This window comes from Pseudomonas sp. WP18, assembly GCF_036689585.1.
Classification (GTDB): domain Bacteria; phylum Pseudomonadota; class Gammaproteobacteria; order Pseudomonadales; family Pseudomonadaceae; genus Aquipseudomonas; species Aquipseudomonas chlororaphis_E.
Genome location: NZ_CP144758.1, coordinates 5,801,245 through 5,823,636, shown reverse-complemented (window position 1 = coordinate 5,823,636; position 22,392 = coordinate 5,801,245). Strand labels below are relative to the sequence as shown.

Sequence of the window (22,392 nt, the reverse complement as noted above, 5' to 3'; positions counted from 1 at the left end):
GCTCCCACAGGATTTGTGCCCACATTTGAATCATGAATCAAACGTACTGCGCCGCCGCATAGCCCGAGGCCCAGGCCCATTGGAAGTTGAAGCCGCCCAGGTGCCCGGTGACGTCGAGCACTTCGCCGATGAAGTACAAGCCGGGGCTTTTCAGCGATTCCATGGTCTTGGACGAGACTTCCCGGGTGTCGACGCCGCCCAGGGTCACTTCGGCGGTGCGGTAGCCCTCGGTGCCGGCCGGGACAACGTTCCAGCTCGCCAGCTTCTCGGCGATGTCCGCCAGTTCGGCGTGGGTGTATTGCTTCATAGGCTTGGAGACAAACCAGGTGTCGGCCAGCAGGTTGGCCATCTTCTTGGTGAAGAGCTCGCCGAGCAGGGTCTTCAGTTCGCTGTTGGGGCGTTCGGCCTGCTGCTGTTGCAGCCACTGCGGCACGTCATGGTCGGGCAGCAGGTTGATCTGCACCGTGTCCCCTGGCGTCCAGAACGACGAAATCTGCAGGATCGCCGGGCCGCTCAGGCCGCGATGGGTGAACAGGATGTTCTCGTGAAAACTCTGCTCGTTGCAGCTCACCAGGCAGTCCACCGAGGTGCCGGAGAGCTCGCTGCACAGCGTCTTGAGTTGGTCGGTGATGGTGAAAGGCACCAGGCCGGCGCGGGTCGGCAGCAACTGGTGGCCGAACTGCCGGGCCACTTGATAGCCGAAGCCGGTGGCGCCGAGGGTCGGAATTGACAGCCCGCCGGTGGCGATCACCAGTGATTGGCAGCCGATGGCGCCGAGGGTGGTTTGCAACTGGTAGCCACCTTCGGTCTTGTCGATGTGCTCGATAGAGGTCTCCAGGTGCAGGCTGACGCCGGCCTGGTCGCACTCATCCAGCAGCATGGCGAGGATGTCGCTGGACTTGTTATCGCAGAACAACTGGCCGAGTTTCTTCTCGTGATAAGGCACGTTGTGCTTGGCCACCAGGGCGATGAAATCCCATTGGGTGTAGCGGGCCAGGGCAGATTTGCAGAAGTGCGGGTTCTGCGAGAGGAAGTTGGCCGGTTCGGTGTACAGGTTGGTGAAGTTGCAGCGCCCACCGCCGGACATGAGGATTTTCTTGCCGGCCTTGTTGGCGTGGTCCAGCAACATGACCTGGCGCCCTCGCGCGGCGGCGGTCAACGCGCACATCAGGCCTGCGGCGCCAGCGCCAATGATCACGACTTCGGTAGAGCGCAAAACGGTGTCCTCTGTATGTCTGGGAGCTGGCAGGAGTTTGCTCTTGTGGCGAGGGAGCTTGCTCCCGCTCGAGCGCGAAGCGGTCGCAAAATTAACGAACGCGAACTGTCTGGAGCACCGTGTTCATGGTTTTTTAGGGCTGCTGCGCAGCCCAGCGGGAGCAAGCTCCCTCGCCACAGGGTGAATCGATATCGGTCAGAGGATCCGCACCCGCAACGAGCGGCCCTTGATCTTGCCTTCATTCAGGCGCTTGAGGGCCTGCTTGGCGATGCCGCGTTCCACGGCCACGTAGGCCTGGAAGTCGAAAATCGCGATCTTGCCGACCTGGGCGCCAGGGATGCCGGCCTCGCCGGTCAGGGCGCCGAGGATGTCGCCGGGGCGGACCTTGTCCTTGCGGCCGGCGGCGATGCACAAGGTGCTCATGGCCGGCAGCAGCGGGCCGCCACCCTGGGGCTTGAGATTGTCCAGCTGGTCCCAGTTCAACGGCGCCTTCTGCAGCTGCTCGATGGCCTGGGCGCGGTGGGCTTCGGACGGTGCGACCAGGCTGATGGCGATCCCGGTTTCGCCGGCGCGACCGGTGCGGCCGACGCGGTGGATATGGATTTCCGAATCCCGGGCCAGTTCGACGTTGATCACCATGTCCAGCGCATCGATGTCCAGGCCACGGGCCGCCACGTCGGTGGCCACCAGCACCGAGGTGCTGCGGTTGGCGAACATCGCCAGCACCTGGTCACGGTCGCGCTGCTCCAGGTCGCCGTGCAGGCCGACCGCGGAAATGCCCTTGGACGTCAGATGGTCGACGGTTTCCTGGACCTGCTGCTTGGTGAAGCAGAACGCCACGCAGGACGCCGGGCGGAAATGCGCGAGCACCTTGACCACCGCGTCCATGCGTTCTTCTGGGGCGATCTCGTAGAAGCGCTGCTCGATCTGTGCATCGGAGTGCAGCGCCTCGGCTTTCACCTGCTGCGGGTCACGCATGAACCTGGACGACAATTGCTTGATGCCCACCGGGTAGGTGGCGGAGAACAGCAGCGTCTGGCGGCGTTCCGGGGTCTGCTGGATGATGTCCTCGATGGCGTCGTAGAAGCCCATGTCGAGCATGCGGTCGGCTTCGTCGAGGACCAGCGTGTTGAGGCCGTCGAGCACCAGCGAACCCTTGCGCAGGTGCTGCTGGATACGTCCCGGCGTGCCGACGATGATATGGGCGCCGTGTTCCAGGGAGGCGATCTGCGGGCCGAAGGACACGCCACCGCACAGGGTCAGGACTTTGATGTTGTCCTCGGCGCGGGCCAGGCGGCGGATTTCCTTGGCCACCTGGTCGGCCAGCTCGCGGGTCGGGCACATCACCAGCGCCTGGCAACCGAAGAAGCGCGGGTTGATCGGGTTCAGCAGGCCGATGCCGAAGGCCGCGGTCTTGCCGCTGCCGGTCTTGGCTTGGGCGATCAGGTCCATGCCCTTGAGGATCACCGGCAAGCTCTGCGCCTGGATCGGCGTCATCTGGGCATAACCGAGTGATTCGAGGTTAGCCAGCATGGCGGCGGACAGCGGCAAAGTATTAAAAGCGGTGGCAATGGTGGTCACGGGACGGGCCTGCAAAACAAAATGTCGCGCAGTGTAGCAGCCTCTTGCCACTTTCTTTGAAAGTTCTGGACGAGCTGTGGCGCAGTTCTGAAGTGGGCGAATTCCCTGTGGCGAGGGGATTTATCCCCGCTGGGCTGCGAAGCAGCCCTAGGATGGTCACCCTGGTGGATCAGGGAGAACGCATTCAGCCTTTTTGGGGCTGCTGCGCAACCCAACGGGGATAAATCCCCTCGCCACAAAAGCTCACCGAAGCCACTCAAGCTCGGTTTAATGCTCGATATGCTCATCCGGCCGCTTCACCCGTCGCCCGTCTTCACGAGACAGTTGAGAGAAAATCGTCGCCGCCAGCATCGCCATGATACCCACCGTCACGAACGTCAACTGGAACGCACCCAACACGGTCTCCACGCCATCGTTGCCCACCTGGGCGGTAAAGCCGCCGAGCAGGGCGCCGGCGCAGGCGACGCCGAGGCTCAGGGACAGTTGCGCCACCACCGACAGCAGGCTGTTGCCGCTGCTGGCGCTGGCGTCGTCCAGGTCGATCAGGGTCACGGTGTTCATCGCAGTGAATTGCAGCGAGTTGATCGCCCCCAGCACCGCCAGTTGCGCGAGCAACAGCCAGTACGGCGTCTGTTCGCTGACCAGGCCCATGCTCGCCAGCATCACGCCCAGGGCCAGGGTGTTGCCGGTCAGCACGATGCGATAGCCCAGGCGCTCGATCAGCGGGCGGGCCACGGACTTGGCGACCATGGCGGCGGCCGCCAGGGGCAGCATGCTCATTCCTGCCTGGGACGGTGAGTACCCCAGGGCCACTTGCAAGAGCAACGGCACCAGGAACGGCAGGGCACCGCTGCCCAGGCGCGCGAACAGGTTGCCCAGGATGCCCACGGCGAAGGTCCGGGTCTTGAACAGCGACGGTGCGAACAGCGGGTTTTCGATGTGCCCGGCCCGCAGCCAGTACGCCGCCAGGCAGGCCATGCCACCGAACAGCAGCAACATGACTCGCAAGTGCGGCAAGTGCAGTTCACCGAGGCCTTCCATGGCAATGGTGATCAGCACCATCGCCGCGCCGAACAGCAGGAAGCCCAGGCCGTCGAACCGCGTGCGCTCGCTGCCGCGCAGGTCGGGAATGAACTTCCACACCGCGTAGCAACCGATCACGCCGACCGGCAGGTTGATGATGAAGATCCAGTGCCAGGTCAGGTACTGCACCATCCAACCGCCCATGGTCGGGCCGATCAGCGGGCCGAGCAGGCCGGGAATGGTGATGAAGCCCATGATCCGCACCAGCTCGGAGCGCGGATACGCCCGCAGCACCACGAGCCGGCCGACCGGCAGCATCAGCGCGCCGCCCAGGCCCTGGATCACCCGGGCGCCGATCAGCATGCTCAACGAACTCGACAGGGCGCACAGCAACGAGCCGAAGCTGAACAGCAGGATCGCGCCGAAGAAGATCTTCTTGGTGCCGAAGCGATCGGCGATCCAGCCCGAGGCCGGGATCAGCAGCGCCACCGTGAGCATGTAGGCGATGATCACACCCTGCATGCGCAGCGGGTTTTCGGCCAGGTCGCTGGCCATGGCGGGCAGGGCGGTGTTGAGGATGGTCCCGTCGAGGGACTGCATGAAGAAAGCGATCGCCACCACCCACGGAAGCCAGCGGGCGGTGGTGGCGTCGAGCGGTGCGCGGTTGGGCATGGGACCTCTTGTATGGAATATTGGAACGGGCGAACACAGCTCTTGTGGCGAGGGGATTTATCCCCGTTGGGCTGCGAAGCAGCCCCCGAATCCGCAGACCCTGCGGGTCAGTTGGATCGTACCGATACTTCTTGGGGTTGCTGTGCAACCCAGCGGGGATAAATCCCCTCGCCACAAATCATCATCTGCACCACAGGTTGGTGGGGGGCTTACAGCGTCAACGTCAACCGCTTCACCAGCGCTCCCGGCAGCAGCATCGAAGCCGTGGCCCGCTGGCTGTAGGTGCTGGCCGAGAGCAGAAGTTCCCGCTCCCGGGTCAGGCCTTCGAGTTGCGAGCCGAGCAGGCTGTAGACGCTGTCGTCGAAGCGCATGGTGCTGACCGGCGCCTGGATCTGGCCGTCCTCCACCCAGAACGTGGCAAACCGGGTCATGCCGGTCAGTCGGGCGGCGGGTTGGTCCGAGTAGTTCAGGTACCAGAGGTTGCTGATGTACAGGCCGGTGCCGAGGCGGGCGAGGATCTCCTGCTGTGCCAACTGGCCTTCGTCCATGACCAGGGCCGTGGGGTACTCGTAGCTGCTCGCGCCATTGGCGGCGAGGCCATATTCGGCGGCGCTGCGGGAGTTGATCAAGCGGGCACTGGCGGTGCCCTGGGCGATCAACGCCAGGTCGTCACGGGGATAGCCTTCGTCGGAAAAGGCCGGGCTCAGGGAGCCGCTGACCTGTTCACGCAAGCCCACGGCAGGGCTGAAAGCGGCTTCGCCGGCATAGAACTTCTGCAAGGGGCTCTGCTTGCTGGCGATCGCCCGGGCCGAGAAACCGCCCCAACTGAGCATGCCCATGATTTCTTCCAGGGCGGCGGGCGCGAGGTAGGCGCGGTATTCGCCGGGCGGCAGCGTACGCAGCGGCCGGCCGAGAAACGCCAGTTGTTCGCGAGCCTGTGCAAAGCGCCGGGCGAACCCTTCGCTGCTCCAGTCATGCCCGGCGTAGCTGGCTTTGACCGCCTGGCCGTTTTCGTGGAACAGGCTGAAATCGAAGTTGAAGCTGTTGGCCTGATGCCAGCCAAAGGCCCCCGACGAACTGGCGAAACCACGGCTGATGGGGCCGGCGGCGTAGATCCCCACCAGGTCCAGGCCTTCGGCGGCGCGGGCGATCTCGGCCACGGCCTGTTCGGTCTCCGGCAACGGATGATCCTGCACGGCGTGGCTTTGCCAGTGGTTGGGGTTGAGCAGCAGGTATGGGTCGCGAGGCAGCAGCGCCAGGGTCTCGCGAAGCTGGTGCAAGCCTTCTTCCAGGCGCTGCCTGTCGGTCTCGGCCTCGCCGGACAAGGTGATCTGCAGGTCGGCATGGCGCCCCTCGTCGATCAGCTTGAAACTGACGTTGGCCTGTTGCACCTGCCCGGCCTGGCGGACCTTGCCATGGTTGAAGCGCACGAAGGCCGAGGACTCGGCAGCGTAGCCGAGGGTGAACTGTTCAGGCTCACGCAGCGCCGCGCGCAGCCAGTCGACCAATGCCTTGAAGGCTTCGGCCTGGTTATTCATGGTAGCCATCAGGCGTCACCTCCGAACACGTCGACGTTGCTGAACACGCAGGCCGGCGAGGCATGCCCGACGCGAATGACCTGGTTCGGTTCGCCCTTGCCACAGTTCGGGGTGCCCAGCACCTGGGCGGTACTGGCATCGCCCACCGCTCGCAGGCTCTTCCAGAACTGCGCGGAGATACCCCGGTAGTTGGGGTTCTTCACCACGCCCTTGAGCTCACCGTTCTCGATCAACTGGCCCCACTCGCAGCCGAACTGGAACTTGTTGCGGGCGTCGTCGATGGACCAGGAACGATTGGTGCGCATCAGCACGCCGTGCTCGATGCCCTGGATCAGTTGCCCCAGGGACTGGTCGCCGGGTTCGATGTTCAAATTGGCCATGCGGTCGATGGGCGGGCGATTCCAGCCGCAGGCGCGGCTGTTGGCGACGCCGGCAAGGCCCGCGCGAAATTGCGACAGCGCGCCACCCAGCGGGCGCAACAGCCGTCCTTCACGGATGAGGAACTGCTTGCTCGCCGGGCTGCCGTCGTCGTCATGGCTGTAGCTGGCCAGTTCTTCGGGAATGTCCGGGTCGAACGTCACGTTCAACAGGCTGGAGCCGTACTGCAAGTGGCCGAAGTCGCTGGCTTTGACGAAGCTGGTGCCGGCGTAGTTGCGCTCGTCTCCGAGGATGCGGTCCAGCTCCAGAGGATGGCCGATGGACTCGTGGATCTGCAGCATCATCTGGTCCGGCATCAGCAGCAGGTCCCGCGGGCCTTGCGGGGTGTTCGGCGCCATCAACAGTTGCAGGGCCTGGTCGGCGATTTTCGGTCCGGCGCCGATCAGGCCGCAGCGGTCGATCACATCGAAGCCACCTTGCTGGCCGAAGTTCTCGCGGCCCAGGGTGCGAGTCTGGCTGTCCTGGCCGTCGAACGCGGTGACATCCAGGGACGGGTAGATGAACCGCTGGGCCTGACGCAATTCGGCGCCGGCGCTGTTGAGGTAGATCTGCTCGACCTGGGTCAGGCCGATGCTGACCTGCCAGTTCACCAGGCGCTCGTCCTGGGGCACCGCCGCCGATTCGGCGCCGAGCAACTGGTAGCAGTCGCTCAGGGGCGGGAACGCCTGGTCGAAATGCGGCGAAAAATAATCGGCCCGGTCGCTGGCCACTGTCTGCTCGCGCAGGTCAAGCAGTGCATGGGGCTTGAGCCGGCGGGCCTGTTGCTCGGCGCGCTCCAGCGCTGCCTGCAAGCCGGCCTGGGACAGGTCGTTGGTGGCGGCATAGGCCTCCACGCCATTGACCCGCGCGGTGAGCATCGCCCCTTCGTCACGGCTCAGGCTGGGCGGTTCGGCGACATTCTTGCGCACCGACAAATGCTGGCCGGACTCGCGCACATAACGCAGGGAAAAGAATTCGGCGCCCGTGCGCAAGGCAGCAAACCGCTGCTTGAGCTGGGGGTGGAAGTCGAACATTCGGGAACCTCCTTGTCTGGACTGGCGCTGCAGCGAGGTGCGACGCATTGATGCGGCGGCTCTAGAGTAGGCCTGGCCGGGGGAGGGATCAAGGAACAAGGAAATTGTGGATGTCAGGCGGTGTGTCAGTCGATAGAGATGCTGGATAGGCCGGCCTCTTCGCGGGCAAGCCCGCTCCCACAGGTTGATCGTGGGTGGGCACAGGATGTGTGTTCACCGTAGATCCCTTGTGGGAGCGAGCTTGCTCGCGAAGGCGGTGTGTCAGTCGATGGAGATGCTGGATAGACCGGCCGCTTCGCGGGCAAGCCCGCTCCCACAGGTTGATCGTTGGCGGGCACAGGATGTGTGTTCACCGTAGATCCCTTGTGGGAGCGAGCTTGCTCGCGAAGGCGGTGTGTCAGTCGATAGAGATGCTGGATAGGCCGGCCTCTTCGCGGGCAAGCCCGCTCCCACAGGTTGATCGTGGGTGGGCACAGGATGTGTGTTCACCGTAGATCCCTTGTGGGAGCGGGCTTGCCCGCGAAGGCGGCGCTGGGGGTTACTGCCCGGCTGGCGCCAGTTCACGCAGCGGCTTGCCCTTGACCGGTGCGTCGCCGGCCACGTAGTACGGAGCGGTGCTGCGCGGCAGTGGCTTGCGGCCACGGATCTTGTCGGCGATTTTCTCGGCGATCATGATCGTCGGCGCGTTCAGGTTGCCGGTGGTGATGATCGGCATGATCGAGGCATCGACCACCCGCAGGCCCTGCATGCCATGTACGCGACCTTCGCCGTCCACCACCGCCATGTCGTCGGTGCCCATCTTGCACGAGCACGACGGGTGGAAGGCGGTTTCGGCGTGTTCGCGGATGAACTGGTCCAGTTGCTCGTCCGTCTGCACCTCGATCCCCGGGCTGATCTCGCGCCCGCGGAACGGGTCCAGCGCCGGCTGCTGCATGATCTCGCGGGTCAGGCGGATGCCGTCGCGAAACTCCTGCCAGTCCTGCTCGGTCGCCATGTAGTTGAACAGGATGCTCGGGTGTTGGCGTGGGTCCTTGGACTTGGCCTGGATCCGACCGCGGCTGGGCGAACGCATCGAGCCCATGTGCGCCTGGAAGCCATGTTCCTTCACACCGTTGCTGCCGTTGTAGTTAATCGCCACCGGCAGGAAGTGATACTGGATGTTCGGCCAATCGAACTCTGGACGAGAGCGGATGAAACCACCGGCCTCGAACTGGTTGCTGGCGCCGATGCCGGTGCCGTTGAACAGCCACTCGGCACCGATGGCCGGCTGGTTGTACCAGAGCAGCGATGGGTACAGCGAGACCGGCTGGGTGCAAGCGTATTGCAGGTACAGTTCCAGATGGTCCTGCAGGTTTTCACCGACGCCGGGCAGGTCGTGGACCACCGGGATGTCGAGGCTTTCCAGCAGCTTGGCCGGGCCGACGCCGGAGCGTTGGAGGACCTGCGGCGAGGCGATGGCGCCGGAGCACAGCAGCACTTCCTTGCGGGCCCGGGCTTCGACGCGCTCTTCAGCGGCGCCGACCAGGTAGCGCACGCCCACGGCACGCTTGCCTTCGAACACGATCTTGTCGGTCAGGGCGTGGGTGACGATGGTCAGGGTCGAACGCTTCTTGGCGATGTCGAGGTAGCCGCGAGCCGTGCTGGCGCGACGGCCGTTCGGCGTGACGGTGCGGTCCATCGGGCCGAAGCCTTCCTGCTGGTAGCCGTTGAGGTCATCGGTGCGCGGGTAGCCGGCCTGCACGCCGGCCTCGACCATGGCGTGGAACAGCGGGTTGTTGCCAGCCTTGGGCGTGGTCACGCTGACCGGGCCGTCGCCGCCGTGGTAGTCGTTCGGGCCGATGTCCCGGGTTTCGGCTTTCCTGAAATATGGCAGGCAGTCCAGGTAGGTCCAGTCTTCCAGGCCGGGCAGCTTGGCCCAGTTGTCGTAGTCCAGGGCGTTGCCGCGGATGTAGCACATGCCGTTGATCAGCGACGAACCGCCCAGGCCCTTGCCTCGGCCACATTCCATGCGGCGGCCGTTCATGTGCGGCTCGGGATCGGTTTCGTAGGCCCAGTTATAGCGTCGACCTTGCAGTGGGAACGCCAGGGCGGCGGGCATTTGCGTGCGGAAATCCAGGCGATAGTCCGGGCCGCCGGCTTCCAGCAGCAGGACCGTGACGCCTTCGTCTTCGGTCAGGCGGGTGGCCAGGGTGTTACCGGCCGAGCCGGCACCGATGATGATGTAATCGAATTCTTGGGACATGAAAGGCACCCTCTTTTTGAGTTGGGTTCAGGTCGCGCATGCCGGGGTGCCACGTAACCTGTGGCGAGGGGATTTATCCCCGTTCGGCTGCGCAGCAGTCGTAAACCGGCGACTGGACTTGTCTGGAGAACGGAGGGGCTTGGGAAGGGGCTGCTACGCAGCCCCACGGGGATAAATCCCCTCGCCACAACGGCGTTCACTCAAGATCTCGTCTCGGTTCAGAACACCGACGCGTAATCGCCCAGCTCGACCTGTACCGACTTGATGCGCGTGTAGTTGTTCAGCGAGCTGAGGCCGTTCTCGCGGCCCACGCCCGATTGCTTGTAGCCGCCCACCGGCATTTCGGCGGCGGACTCGCCCCAGGCGTTGATCCAGCAGATGCCGGCTTCGAGCTGGTGGATCACGCGGTGGGCGCGGTTCAGGTCGCGGGTCACGACGCCGGCGGCCAGGCCGAAGTCGGTATCGTTGGCGCGGCGGATCACTTCTTCTTCGGTGTCGTAGGCAAGGATGCTCATCACCGGGCCGAAGATCTCTTCACGCACGATGGTCATCTCGTCGGTGCAGTCGGTGAACACGGTCGGGGCGACGAACGCGCCCTTGGCGAATTCGCCTTCGGTCAACCGAGCGCCGCCGCACAGCAGCCGAGCGCCTTCGGCCTTGCCTTTCTCGATGTAGCCCAACACGCTTTCCATATGGGCGAAGCTCACCAGCGGGCCGAAGTTGGTGTTCTCGTCTTCCGGGTTGCCGACGCGGATGCGTGCCACGCGCTCGACGATCTTGGCTTCGAACGCCGCCTTGAGGTGGCTCGGGACGAACACGCGGGTGCCGTTGGTGCAAACCTGGCCGGAACTGTAGAAGTTGGCCATCATCGCGGTGTCGGCGGCGCGATCCAGGTCGGCGTCGTCGAAGATGATCAACGGCGACTTGCCGCCCAGTTCCATGGTCACGTCCTTGAGCGACGAGCTCGAGGCGCTGGCCATGACTTTCTTGCCGGTGTCGGTGCCGCCGGTGAATGAAACCTTCTCGATGCGCGGGTGCTCGGTCAGCCAGGTGCCGACTTCCCGGCCGCTGCCGGTCAGTACGTTGAACACACCTGCTGGAACGCCGGCCTCGGTGTAGATCTCGGCCAGTTTCAGGGTGGTCAGCGACGTGACTTCGCTCGGCTTGAAGATCATGGCGTTGCCGGCCGCCAGGGCAGGGGCCGACTTCCACAGGGCGATCTGGATCGGGTAGTTCCACGCACCGATACCGGCCACAACGCCCAATGGCTCGCGGCGGGTGTAGACGAACGAGGTGGTGCGCAGCGGCACCTGCTCGCCTTCGATGGCAGGCACCAGGCCGGCGTAGTATTCCAGCACGTCGGCGCCGGTCACGATGTCGACGTAGCGGGTTTCGGAATAGGCCTTGCCGGTGTCGAGGGTTTCCAGGGCCGCCAGTTCATCGTTGCGCTCGCGCAGGATGTCCACGGCCCGGCGCAGGATGCGCGAACGCTGCATGGCGGTCATCGCGGCCCAGACTTTCTGGCCCTTTTCAGCGCTGACCACGGCGCGCTCGACGTCTTCCTTCGTTGCACGCTGCACCAGGGCGAGCACTTCACCGTTGGCAGGGTTGATGGCTTCGAAAGTGGCGTCGCCGCTGGCATCGCTGTAGGCGCCATCGATGTAGAGTTTTTGCAGTTCGAAACGGGCCATAAAATCCTCGCAAGTGCATGAGTGGTTGGCTGCCACCGGGAGCGTGTCGTTTACAGCTGACTACGCGGTTCGGTGACGGTTCAGGAACCGAGCGATTCTGTGTGCTCTGACGTTCCTGCCTTGGCCAGTTGGAAGTCCATGTATTCGTAAGCGATCCGGTGCGCCTGGGCGGTATCGAACGCGTCTCCCGACAACGCCCCGCGCAGCCACAAGCCGTCAATCAGCGCGGCCAGGCCCCGCGCCGCACTGCGGGCCTCATCGAGGGGCAATGCGCGGCGGAACTGGCAACACAGGTTGGAATACAGACGGTGATCGTTGATCCGCTGCAACCTGTGCAGTGACGGGTGATGCATGCTGGTGGCCCAGAAGGCCAGCCAGGTTTTCATGGCCGGGCCATTGACCTGGCTGGCGTCGAAGTTGCCTTCGATGATCACCTGCAGGTGGGCCCGTGGGCTGGAATCCTCGAGCGCCTGGCGTCGCGCGGTGACGTTCTCGCTCAGGACAGTCATCAGGTACTGGGCCGTAGCCGCGATCAGGCCGTTCTTGTCCTGAAAGTAGTGACTGATGATGCCGTTCGAGACACCCGCCAGACGGGCGATCAGCGCGATGCTGGCGTCCCCCATGCCCACCTGATCGACCGCCTGCAACGTGGCTTCGATCAATTGCTGGCGGCGGATGGGTTGCATACCGACCTTGGGCATTGGGTGACTTCTCCTCGGTCTTGATGGGTGAGGAAGAGTCTATTTTGTTTTGATTGAACGTTCAATCAATAAAAAGACGAGCGGTTTTCGAGAAGCAAGCACTCACGGTCCATAAAGCAAAAACCCTGTGGGAGCGGGCTTGCTCGCGAAGCGCTATGCCGCCACCCAATCGTGACGTAGACACCGCATTCGCGAGCAAGCCCGCTCCCACAGGGTTGAGGCTTAGCCCAGGTTCTTGCCGAGCAGGGCGTGGTACAGCTCGCTGTCACCGAGGATCCCGACCACTTTCTGGTTATCGTGAAGCACCAGTTTGTTGCCGGTCTGGTAACGGATCTGCAAGGCATCGCGCATGCCGATGTTGGAGTCCACCAGGGTCGGACGGCGGCCCAGTTCTTCCACCGATTGGCCCGGTGCCCAGTTTTGCAGGTCCAGTGCCGCGCCGTTCTGTCGGGCGCCCTTGATGGTGTTGCCTTCGGCCAGGTCGAGCCAGGAGTCGCCGCCCGGGTCCAGGCAGACCGAACCGTTGATGCGCTTGCAGTTGTCCAGGGTGCGCATCAGGCTGCGACCGCAGAGCACGTTGAGCGGGTTGGTGTGGGCAACGAAGGTGCGCACATAGTCGTCCGCCGGGTTCAGCACAATTTCTTCCGGCTTGCTGTACTGGATGATCTTGCCGTCCTTCATGATCGCGATCCGGGTGCCCAGTTTCAGGGCTTCGTCCAGGTCATGGCTGACGAACACGATGGTCTTTTGCAGTTTGCGTTGCAGTTCCAGCAGTTCGTCCTGCAAACCCTGGCGGATCAGTGGGTCGAGGGCCGAGAACGGTTCGTCCATCAGCAGGATGTCGGCGTCCATCGCCAGGGCGCGGGCCAGGCCGACCCGTTGCTGCATACCGCCGGACAGCTCGTCGGGTTTCTTGTTGCGCCACTGGGTCAGGCCCACCAGCTCGAGTTTTTCATCCACCAGCTTGCGCCGTTCCTTCTCGGGACGGCCCTGCATTTCCAGGCCGAAGCTGATGTTCTCGCGCACGGTCAGCCAAGGCATCAGGGCGAACTTCTGGAACACCATGGCGATGCGCTTGGTGCGCATCATTTTCAGTTCGGCGGGGGAGCAGGAGGCGATGTCGATCTGCCGCCCTTCGTGCTCGACGAACAACTTGCCGCGGCTGACGGTATTCAAGCCGTTGATGCAGCGCAGCAGGCTGGATTTGCCTGAGCCAGAAAGACCCATCAGGACACAGATTTCGCCCTTCTCGATGGACAGGCTGGCCTTCTCCACGCCGACGATCAGGCCGGTCTGCTGCAGGATCTCGGGGCGCGAAAAACCCTTGTCCAAGAGTTCCAGCGCGGCCTTGGGACGGCTGGAGAAAATAACATCGACGTCTTCGAAACGAATGATGCTCATGCGTCACCCCCTACCTTGGCGTCGGGTTGTTTGCAGATTCGGTCGAGCATGATCGCCAGCAATACGATCGCCAGGCCTGCTTCGAAGCCCAGGGCGATATCAGCGGTGTTCAGTGCGTTGACCACGGGTTTGCCCAGGCCATCGGCACCTACCAGTGCGGCGATCACCACCATCGACAACGACAGCATGATGCACTGGGTGATACCGGCCGCGATGCTCGGCATCGCATGGGGCAGTTCGATACGCGACAAGAGCTGGCGACGGGAGCAGCCAAAGGCCTTGCCCGCGTCCATCAATTCTTCCGGAACGTCGCGGATGCCCAGGTAAGTCAGGCGGATGGGCGCGGCAATCGCGAACACCACCGTGGAGATCAGGCCCGGGACCACACCCAGACCGAACAGGGTCAGGGTAGGAATGAGGTAGACGAAGGTCGGTACGGTCTGCATCAGATCGAGTACCGGACGCATCAGGGTGTAGAACATCGGCTTGTGCGCGGCAACAATGCCCAGCGGCACACCGATCACGACGCAGACCAGGGTGGCGAAGAGCACCTGGGCCAGGGTTTCCATGGTTTCCTGCCAGTACCCCAGGTTGAGGATCAGCAGAAAGGAGGCGATGACGAATACGGTGAGGCCCCATTTGCGCTGGATGAAATGCGCCAGCAGGGCTATGAGGCCGATCAAGGCCAGAGGGTTGAACCAGGTCAGCGCAAACGTCACGCCGTGAATCATCGTTTCCAGGAACAGTGCGATGGAGTCGAAGGTGCTGGCGCCAACTTGCGTCAACCATTCGACAAAGCCCGCAATGTACTGGCCTAAAGGTATTTTCTGATCAATGAGCATGGTAGTGAACGTCCGCATGCAAGGGATAAACAGCACGGGCGAGCGAACTCGCCCGGCATAACATGAGCGATTACTGCGCGAGCTTGGCTTTCACGGCCTCCAGGCCAGGTTTACCGTCAATGGTGGTCACGCCAGCGAGCCAGGTATCGAGCACCTGTGGGTTTTTCTTCAGCCAGGCCTTGGCCGCGGCTTCAGGTTTCATCTTGTCGTCCAGGACGTTGCCCATCAGCGAGCTTTCCATGTCGACGGTGAATTCGAGGTTCTTCAGCAGTTGCCCAACGTTGCTGCATTCCTGGCTGTAGCCTTTGCGCGTGTTGGTGGCCACGGTGGCGGCGCCGAAGTCCGGGCCGAAGAAGTCATCGCCGCCGGTCAGGTACTGGATCTTGAAGCGGGTGTTCATCGGGTGCGGTGCCCACCCCAGGAACACCACGTCGGTGCCGCGTTTGGAGGCGCGGTCAACCTGCGAAAGCATGCCGGCTTCGCTCGATTCGACCACTTTGAAACCGGCGTCCTTCAGGCCGAAGGCGTTCTTGTCGATCATGCTCTGGATCAGGCGGTTGCCGTCGTTGCCGGGTTCGATCCCGTAGATCTTGCCGTCCAGTTCCTTCTTGAATTTGGGGATGTCGGCGAAGTCGTGCAGGCCTTTGTCATACAGACCCTGGGGGACGGCGAGGGTGTACTTGGCGCCCTTGAGGTTGGTGCGCACGGTCTCCACGGTGCCGGCATCGCGGTAGGCCTTGATGTCGTTCTCCATGGTCGGCATCCAGTTGCCGAGGAACACGTCCATGTTCTTGCCGTCGGCCAGGGACTTGTAGGTCACCGGTACGGAGATCATGGTGGTCTTGGTCTTGTAGCCCAGGGCTTCGAGTACCACGCTGGTGGTGGCGGTGGTCACGGTGATGTCGGTCCAACCGACGTCGGAAAAGTTAACGGTGCTGCATTGTGCGGGTTCTGCAGCGTTGGCCAGCATCGGAAGACTCAGGATGGCGGCCAACAACAACGGCGTGGAACCTTTCATGGGTGGACTCCTGGTGTTTTATCGGCGGTGTCCTGTCAGGACAGCCGCACGCTTTTTGGATGTTGCGGTTGGCGGCGCGTGGGCACTCTCTGACACGCGGCCTTGCAAACGAGCCGTAACTGATCATGTACCAGCGCAAATCTGACGCCTACAGGGTGGGTCGTATCCAGTACAGGGATGGTCGCATCCAGTGTCGGTGACGTCGTTTACAGATTTTTTCCGCCCCAGGGAGCCGTCTGACACGCAGAAAAACGGCGAAAACGGAGCAAAAGAGCGGCGGCGTTGGCGGGCATGATTGCGTCGGTGTCAGACGTCGGGCACCTGGGCAAAAGCCGGATGATGCGGCCATCCCGGCGTTGAGCGTAGCAGCTCCGTCACCGGACGCTTCGGCGCCCGCACATGCCCGTTCTGGAGACTCTCGGCAATGGCAATCAGCGTGTTCGACCTGTTCAAAATCGGTATCGGCCCGTCCAGTTCCCACACCGTGGGGCCCATGCGGGCGGCGGCGTTGTTTGTCGAGGCGTTGCGGGCCAAGGCCTTGCTGCACGACGTGCGTCGGGTCGAGGTGCAGTTGTACGGTTCGTTGTCGGCCACCGGCATCGGCCACGGCAGCGACAACGCGGTGATCATGGGGCTGATGGGCGAATGGCCCGACGCGATCGATCCGTCGCAAATCGGTACGCGCATCACGCTGCTGCGGGAAACCGAAACCCTGCTGCTCGACGGCCGCCTGCCGGTGCCGTTCATCTGGTCGCGGGACATGCGCCTGATCGACGAGAACCTGCCGTTCCACCCCAACGCGATGACGCTGGTGGCCGAGGGCGACAGCGGCGAGCTGCACCGTGACACCTATTATTCCGTCGGCGGCGGCTTCGTCGTCGACCAGGCCCAGGCGTCCAGTGGCGTCGTGGACCTGGACACCACGCAACTGCCTTACGATTTTTCCAGCGCCGAGGAGTTGCTCGAACTGTGTCGCACCCACAACCTGCGGGTGGCCGAATTGATGATGGCCAACGAAAAGGTCTGGCGCTCGGAGGAAGAGATTCGCACCGGGCTGATGAAGCTCTGGCGCGCCATGCAGGATTGCGTCGAGCACGGCCTCAAGCATGAAGGCATTCTTCCGGGTGGTTTGAATGTGCGCCGGCGCGCGGCCAAGCTGCACCGCAGCCTGCAAGAGTTGAACAAGCCGAACGTCATCGGCTCGACCCTCAGTGCCATGGAATGGGTCAACCTGTTCGCCCTGGCGGTCAACGAGGAAAATGCCGCCGGTGGGCGCATGGTCACGGCGCCGACCAACGGCGCGGCGGGGATCATCCCGGCGGTGCTGCATTACTTCATGAAATTCAGCGAGGCCGTCACCGACGCCAACGTGGTCGATTACTTCCTCGGGGCGGCGGCGGTGGGGATCCTGTGTAAGAAGAATGCCTCGATCTCCGGTGCCGAAGTCGGCTGCCAGGGCGAAGTGGGTTCGGCTTGCGCCATGGCGGCGGCCGGCCTGGCAGAGATCCTCGGCGCCACGCCGGAGCAATTGTGCAACGCCGCGGAAATCGGCCTGGAGCATAACCTCGGCCTGACCTGCGACCCGGTCGGTGGCCTGGTGCAGGTGCCGTGCATCGAGCGCAATGCAATCGCCGCGGTGAAAGCCATCAACGCCGCACAAATGGCGCTGCGCGGTGACGGCCAGCACTTCATTTCCCTGGACCGGGTGATCCGCACCATGCGCGATACCGGCGCCGACATGCATGACAAATACAAAGAGACTTCGCGCGGTGGCTTGGCGGTGAGCGCGGTGGAGTGCTGATCAGGCACTGTACTTGCCCCTGTTGTTCCTGTGGCGAGGGGATTTAGCGAAACGTCGCACCGCCCCGTTGGGCTGCGAAGCAGCCCCTGATTCAGACGACTCGCTGTATTAGAAAAAACCGAGGGGCCGCTTCGCGACCCAACGGGGATAAATCCCCTCGCCACAAGTGTTCTCAAATCGCTCGAAAAATGAGCAGTCGGACGAAATGCGCCACCTTTTAGCGCGTCGCAAACAGACAAGACACCCCATGACGAACCGGCCCTTGCATCGCGCTCGACCGTTCGTCATCCGCGCCTGTGGTGATACCCCTCGCGCAAGCGGCGCAGCCCAGTTCCCACAAGTGCTACCGAACTGCTCACAGCTCGCTGTGACAGCCGACTGTCGCCACTGATGGCGCCTATAACCCATGCCGAACGCGTGCCCTGTGTAGACGGGTTGCGATGTCGTTTTCAGGATTTATTGAATGCATATTCAATTTTAGGCACGGCATTTGCTCTACCCCGATAAAGCCCGTCTCTCGCCAGAGAACGATGGCCATAACAAGAGCCTCCGCCTGAGGCCATCACCCGCTTTGTGTGAGGAGATACCGCGATGACGACGTCCAACTCCGGGGCCCAACCCCAGAACCGTGCGCCTCAATCCATCGGCTTTTTGCTGCTGGACAATTTCACGCTGATTTCCCTGGCGTCCGCGGTAGAACCGCTGCGCATGGCCAACCAGTTGTCCGGTCGCGAGCTGTATCGCTGGACCACCCTCACCGTCGATGGCGGGCAAGTCTGGGCCAGTGACGGCCTGCAGATCACCCCGGACGCCTCGATGCACAAGGCACCACCGCTGGACACCGTCATCGTCTGTGGCGGCATCGGCATCCAGCGCACCGTGACCCGCGAACACGTGTCATGGCTGCAAGGCCAGGCCCGTCAATCCCGACGCCTCGGTGCCGTCTGCACTGGCAGTTGGGCCCTGGCCTGCGCCGGCCTGCTGGATGGTTTCGATTGCAGCGTGCACTGGGAATGCCTGGCCGCGATGCAGGAAGCCTTCCCGCGGGTCTCGATGAGCACCCGGCTGTTCACCCTCGACCGCAACCGTTTCACCAGCTCCGGCGGCACGGCGCCACTGGACATGATGCTGCACTTGATCAGCCGCGATCACGGTCGCGAACTGTCGGCGGCGATCTCGGAAATGTTCGTCTATGAGCGCATCCGCAACGAGCAGGATCACCAGCGTGTGCCGCTCAAGCACATGCTCGGCACCAACCAGCCGAAGTTGCAGGAAATCGTCGCGCTGATGGAGGCCAATCTCGAAGAGCCGATCGACCTGGATGAACTGGCGGTGTATGTCGCCGTGTCCCGGCGCCAGTTGGAGCGGTTGTTCCAGAAGTACCTGCACTGCTCGCCGTCGCGTTACTACCTCAAGCTGCGGCTGATTCGTGCGCGGCAACTGCTCAAGCAGACGCCGATGTCGATCATCGAAGTGGCGTCGGTGTGTGGCTTCGTCTCCACGCCGCACTTCTCCAAGTGCTACCGCGAATACTTCGGCATTCCACCGCGCGACGAGCGCGTCGGTTCCAACACCACGCAACAGGTGGCGATGATGCCGCTGCCGCAGGCCCTGGTCCTGTCGCCGCTGTCCGGTCCGCTGTCGGCGCTGAGCCAGGCGCGCAACGAGTCGACGTTTGCCAGCGTAAGGCTCTGAGCCGAGGGCTTTTTTGGTGAGGGAGCAAGCTCCCTCGCCACAGGTCAGGCGCTGTGGTTTTGCTGATACTCCGTCAGCGCCGGCAACAGCTGCTTGTCGATGGCCTGGCGCACCGCCGGCAGGATGGTTGCGCTGCTGGTGTACATGTCCTTGACCATCCGTCGCAATTCATTGGCGCGTTCCCTGTCCAGGCCTCGCACGGCGCACTCGCACGCCTGTTCGGCGGTGGCGCCGCTGGGTATCTGGAGCCCCAGGGCCTTGAGCTGGCCCAACAGGTCTTCCTGGTCGATCAAATCGGCGTGCATCATGACGCTTTTTCCTTGTTCCGGGAGTGGGGTCGTGACTCGATTCTGGTAGCCACCCGGAATGGCGGCAAGGGCAAATTGTCGCAATGGCCCGGATGGCTATGAGCGTGTCGTTTTCGGCTAATTGAGCCGGATCGGGACTGGGCACACTGAGCTCCAAGCTGAATCACGATGGTTTGGTCACCCTCGCGCGACGGCTCCTCCAGTAACGCACCTGCCCCGATCCTGTCACGGCTTGATCGGGGATTTTTTTGCCTGTGTGAATCAGGCGTGATGGGGTGTTGGACAGGCCGCATCGCGCGCTAGCGCTGCAACACCCGGATGCGCGACAACAACTCATCCCGGTCCACATAGCAGCCCTGGAAGTGCCGGGCCCCGGTGGCCGGGTCGAACGCGTTGCGGGCGTGGAGGGTGCGACGGTTGTCGAAGCACCAGAGCTGGCCGGGTTCGAGCCGCCGGACCAGGCGCAACCGCGGCTCGCGGGTCAGGGCGATCAAGCGCCGATAGGCGCGGTAAAGGCCGGGCATCTGTTCGGCCGAGGTGTCGAACGGCCCCCGCAGAAAGTTCGCCATACGGATTTCCGCCACGTGCCCGAGGGCATCCAGGGCGATGATCGGTGCCAGGCAGCGGTAGTCGCTGTGGCGGTCCTTGTTGCGAAATTCCACCGGTATGCGGCACAACGCCTCGAAGTCGTCGGGGGCTTCCTGGCGCAGGGCCTCGGCCACCGCAAAACCATCGACGAAGATGCTTTCGCCACCCTGGGCGTCATTGACCAGGCAATGCAGGAACTGCAGGCCCGGTTGCAATTCACGGGTCGGCAGGTCGCTGTGCAGCGGCAGGTTGAAGGCGGTGTAGGCGTTGCTGTCGGCGTCGGCCTTGGATTGCACATTGAACAGCACGCCGAAGTTGCTTTCGCGGATGAACGAGATCCGCTGGGCAAGCCGTTGCAGCGAGCCGGGCTCGGTGGGCACGCCGCGCACCTGGGTCAGGCCGATGTCTCGTACGGCCAGCAACCATTGCAGCAACGCGTCGGCGTCTTCCATCACCGCCTGGTAGTCGAACACCGGCAAGGGCAGGTCGTGTTGCCACAGCCGGCGCTGGGGCTTGCTCGCCAGGCGCTCGGCCCTGGACGGCTCATCGTAGGCGTGGGCGCGCAACCAGCCGGGGTCGAAGCGGCTCTGATGGCCGTCCTGCCAGCCCACGCACAGGCAGCCTTCGTCGTCGAGCCAGGTCGTGTCGGGTGTCAGGTCTTCAGGCACGTCGACGATCTCCAGCACCTGCTCGCGGGTAACACTGTAGACGCATTGGGGGCACGGGCAGTTGTCCCGCAACCACTGATGATGGAATGGGCTGACCCGGCCGTCGGCCCAGGTGACCAGCACCTGATCGGCCAGAGGCTTCACGGTGTCCAGTGCGCACACCAGCGGGTAGCTGCGAAAATCGGCAAAAGCGGCGGCGGTTTTCATGACGGCTCCTGTTCGACGTCTAGCGGGCGGGCGGCAAGGCGATGACCCGGCCGATGCAGTCTGGGGGCGGCAGGTCGGATTGTTCATCCAGCAGAGCCCGGAGTTTGCCCAGGGTCTGTTCCGGGAAGGGCGCCGAGCGTGGGCCGGCCAGGTCGACGTGCAATAGCATCTGCTCATTGCCCGCCAGCGCCTTGTCACCGCCGGCCAGGTGCAGGCTGTGATAGATATGCAGGCGCTTGGCGTCATGGCCGATGATTTGCGTATGCACCTCGACGTTGGCGTCGACCTTCACTTCGTGCAGGTAGTTGAGGTGCAGTTCGAGGGTGAACAGTGAGTGGCCGCTGGCGTCGCGGTTCTGGCTGTCCATGCCGAGCCTGTCCATCAGCACGTCGGTGGCGTAGCTGAAAATCAGCAGGTAGTAGGCATCGCGCAAGTGGCCGTTGTAGTCGACCCATTCGGGGCGGATGTGGGTTTGGTAGGTGGTGAGGGTGGGCATGGCAAAACTCCACAGATGGGTGCAGGTGTACACGTGTGTGGCGAGGGAGCTTGCTCCCGCTGGGGGCGGAGCCCCCCAAAACCTGATATCGCGGTGTTTCAGAAACACCGCGTCTGCTGATTGGCGACCGCTTCGCGGCCGAGCGGGAGCAAGCTCCCTCGCCACAGGGATCGCGTTCAGTCAGTAAACGCCATCCCATGTTTCGCTTTGGTGGTCTTCACCGCCTCCAGCACCGCCAGCAGGCAGTCATCGCGATAACGTTCCAGTGCCGAGATGCTGTGGTTGCCCAGTTGCGCGCTCGTGCCCTCGACCACGTCGTCGATCAGCTTCTCGGTCAGTTCCGGCGCCGGCAGGTAGGTCCACGGCAGTTGCAGCGCCGGGCCGAACTGGTTCATGAAGTGACGCATCCCGGCGTCGCCGCCTGCCAGGGTGTAGGTTAAAAACGTGCCCATGAACGACCAGCGCAAGCCGGCACCGAAGCGGATGGCATCGTCGATTTCGCCGGTGGTCGCCACGCCGTCGTTGACCAGGTGCAGGGCTTCGCGCCACAGCGCTTCGAGCAGCCGGTCGGCGATGAAGCCGGGCACTTCCTTGCGCACGTGCAGCGGTCGCATGCCCAGGAACGTGTACACCTGTATCGCGGCCTGCACCGCTTCCGGCGCGGTGTTCCGGCCGCCCACCACTTCCACCAGCGGCAGCAGGTAGACCGGGTTGAACGGATGCCCGACCACGCAACGTTCCGGGTGAGTGGCGCCCTCGTAGAACTCGCTGGGCAGCAACCCCGACGTGCTGGAGCCGATCAGTGCGTCGGGCTTGGCGGCGGCGCTGATGCGGCTGTGCAGGTCGAGTTTCAGCTCCAGGCGCTCGGGAGCGCTTTCCTGGATGAAGTCGGCGTCGCGCACGCATTCCTCGACGGTGGCGACAAAGCGCAGCCGATCCTGGGATGCACCCGGCGCCAGGCCTTGTTTCTCCAGCGCACCCCAAGCACTGGCGACGCGCTTGCGCAACGCCGCTTCAGCCCCGGGCGCCGGGTCCCAGGCCACGACGTCCAGCCCGTGGGCCAGGGCTCGGCTGACCCAGCCGCTGCCGATGACTCCGCTGCCCAGGGCGGCGAAGGTTTTGATGTCGGTGATAAAGCTCATGGTGATTTCCTGAAGTTGTTGAGGGCCACCTGTGGGAGCGAGCTTGCTCGCGATGGCTGAATATCAGTCGGCACATCGATAGCTGTTGTACCGCTATCGCGAGCAAGCTCG

Annotated in this window: 17 protein-coding genes; 2 read left to right on the top strand and 15 right to left on the bottom strand. The window is 63.5% G+C overall.

The window, feature by feature from the left end:
• Positions 1 to 37 precede the first annotated feature (37 nt).
• The 11 genes from V5F23_RS25965 to V5F23_RS25915 all read right to left on the bottom strand — a co-directional run bounded on the left by V5F23_RS25965 (position 38) and on the right by V5F23_RS25915 (position 15,376).
• Complete coding sequence (locus V5F23_RS25965) at positions 38 to 1,216, bottom strand: NAD(P)/FAD-dependent oxidoreductase (protein WP_042729641.1); 1,179 nt, start codon at positions 1,214 to 1,216, stop codon at positions 38 to 40.
• Between the two features lie 195 nt (positions 1,217 to 1,411).
• Positions 1,412 to 2,749 carry an ATP-dependent RNA helicase DbpA gene (gene dbpA / locus V5F23_RS25960; protein WP_338498989.1) on the bottom strand — a complete coding sequence of 446 codons (1,338 nt, stop codon included), beginning with the start codon at positions 2,747 to 2,749 and terminating at the stop codon, positions 1,412 to 1,414.
• A gap of 315 nt (positions 2,750 to 3,064) precedes the next feature.
• On the bottom strand, positions 3,065 to 4,492 hold the full coding sequence (mdtD, locus tag V5F23_RS25955; protein ID WP_042729642.1) for a multidrug transporter subunit MdtD: 1,428 nt from the start codon (positions 4,490 to 4,492) through the stop codon (positions 3,065 to 3,067).
• Positions 4,493 to 4,701: 209 nt separating this feature from the next.
• Complete coding sequence (locus V5F23_RS25950; RefSeq protein WP_123579158.1) at positions 4,702 to 6,039, bottom strand: TldD/PmbA family protein; 1,338 nt, start codon at positions 6,037 to 6,039, stop codon at positions 4,702 to 4,704.
• The gene (locus tag V5F23_RS25945; RefSeq protein WP_338496981.1) at positions 6,039 to 7,481 is read right to left on the bottom strand and encodes a TldD/PmbA family protein; all 1,443 of its coding nucleotides are present in this window, start codon (positions 7,479 to 7,481) and stop codon (positions 6,039 to 6,041) included. Before V5F23_RS25945 ends, V5F23_RS25950 begins: the two co-directional genes overlap by 1 nt.
• A gap of 538 nt (positions 7,482 to 8,019) precedes the next feature.
• A complete protein-coding gene (betA, locus tag V5F23_RS25940; protein WP_338496979.1) occupies positions 8,020 to 9,723 on the bottom strand; it encodes a choline dehydrogenase in 1,704 nt (567 codons plus the stop codon).
• Between the two features lie 218 nt (positions 9,724 to 9,941).
• Positions 9,942 to 11,414, bottom strand: coding sequence for a betaine-aldehyde dehydrogenase (betB, locus tag V5F23_RS25935; protein WP_123579715.1), 1,473 nt, complete (start codon positions 11,412 to 11,414; stop codon positions 9,942 to 9,944).
• 80 nt (positions 11,415 to 11,494) lie between these two features.
• Positions 11,495 to 12,115: a transcriptional regulator BetI gene (gene betI, locus V5F23_RS25930; RefSeq protein WP_042731602.1), complete on the bottom strand. Its 621-nt coding sequence runs from the start codon at positions 12,113 to 12,115 to the stop codon at positions 11,495 to 11,497.
• A 222-nt stretch (positions 12,116 to 12,337) separates the two neighbouring features.
• Positions 12,338 to 13,516, bottom strand: a complete 1,179-nt coding sequence (gene choV / locus V5F23_RS25925; protein ID WP_042731603.1) for a choline ABC transporter ATP-binding protein — start codon at positions 13,514 to 13,516, stop codon at positions 12,338 to 12,340.
• Complete coding sequence (gene choW / locus V5F23_RS25920) at positions 13,513 to 14,358, bottom strand: choline ABC transporter permease subunit (protein WP_042731604.1); 846 nt, start codon at positions 14,356 to 14,358, stop codon at positions 13,513 to 13,515. Before choW ends, choV begins: the two co-directional genes overlap by 4 nt.
• 70 nt (positions 14,359 to 14,428) lie before the next feature.
• Positions 14,429 to 15,376, bottom strand: coding sequence for a choline ABC transporter substrate-binding protein (locus V5F23_RS25915; RefSeq protein ID WP_042731605.1), 948 nt, complete (start codon positions 15,374 to 15,376; stop codon positions 14,429 to 14,431).
• Positions 15,377 to 15,800: 424 nt separating this feature from the next.
• Between V5F23_RS25915 and V5F23_RS25910 the strand changes: the two genes are divergently transcribed.
• Both V5F23_RS25910 and V5F23_RS25905 read left to right on the top strand, forming a co-directional pair.
• Positions 15,801 to 17,177 carry an L-serine ammonia-lyase gene (locus V5F23_RS25910; RefSeq protein ID WP_042731606.1) on the top strand — a complete coding sequence of 459 codons (1,377 nt, stop codon included), beginning with the start codon at positions 15,801 to 15,803 and terminating at the stop codon, positions 17,175 to 17,177.
• 591 nt (positions 17,178 to 17,768) lie between these two features.
• Positions 17,769 to 18,872, top strand: coding sequence for a GlxA family transcriptional regulator (locus V5F23_RS25905; protein ID WP_042731607.1), 1,104 nt, complete (start codon positions 17,769 to 17,771; stop codon positions 18,870 to 18,872).
• A gap of 44 nt (positions 18,873 to 18,916) precedes the next feature.
• On the opposite strand, the gene V5F23_RS25900 is transcribed toward V5F23_RS25905, so the two are convergent.
• From V5F23_RS25900 to V5F23_RS25885, 4 genes are all read right to left on the bottom strand, one after another.
• On the bottom strand, positions 18,917 to 19,180 hold the full coding sequence (locus tag V5F23_RS25900; protein ID WP_042731608.1) for a hypothetical protein: 264 nt from the start codon (positions 19,178 to 19,180) through the stop codon (positions 18,917 to 18,919).
• A 299-nt stretch (positions 19,181 to 19,479) separates the two neighbouring features.
• Entirely contained in the window at positions 19,480 to 20,643 is a 1,164-nt protein-coding gene (locus V5F23_RS25895) for a gamma-butyrobetaine dioxygenase (protein WP_338496976.1), read from the bottom strand.
• Positions 20,644 to 20,662: 19 nt separating this feature from the next.
• Positions 20,663 to 21,139, bottom strand: a complete 477-nt coding sequence (locus V5F23_RS25890; RefSeq protein WP_042731610.1) for a thioesterase family protein — start codon at positions 21,137 to 21,139, stop codon at positions 20,663 to 20,665.
• A 176-nt stretch (positions 21,140 to 21,315) separates the two neighbouring features.
• A complete protein-coding gene (locus V5F23_RS25885; protein WP_047735899.1) occupies positions 21,316 to 22,281 on the bottom strand; it encodes an L-carnitine dehydrogenase in 966 nt (321 codons plus the stop codon).
• Positions 22,282 to 22,392 lie beyond the last annotated feature (111 nt).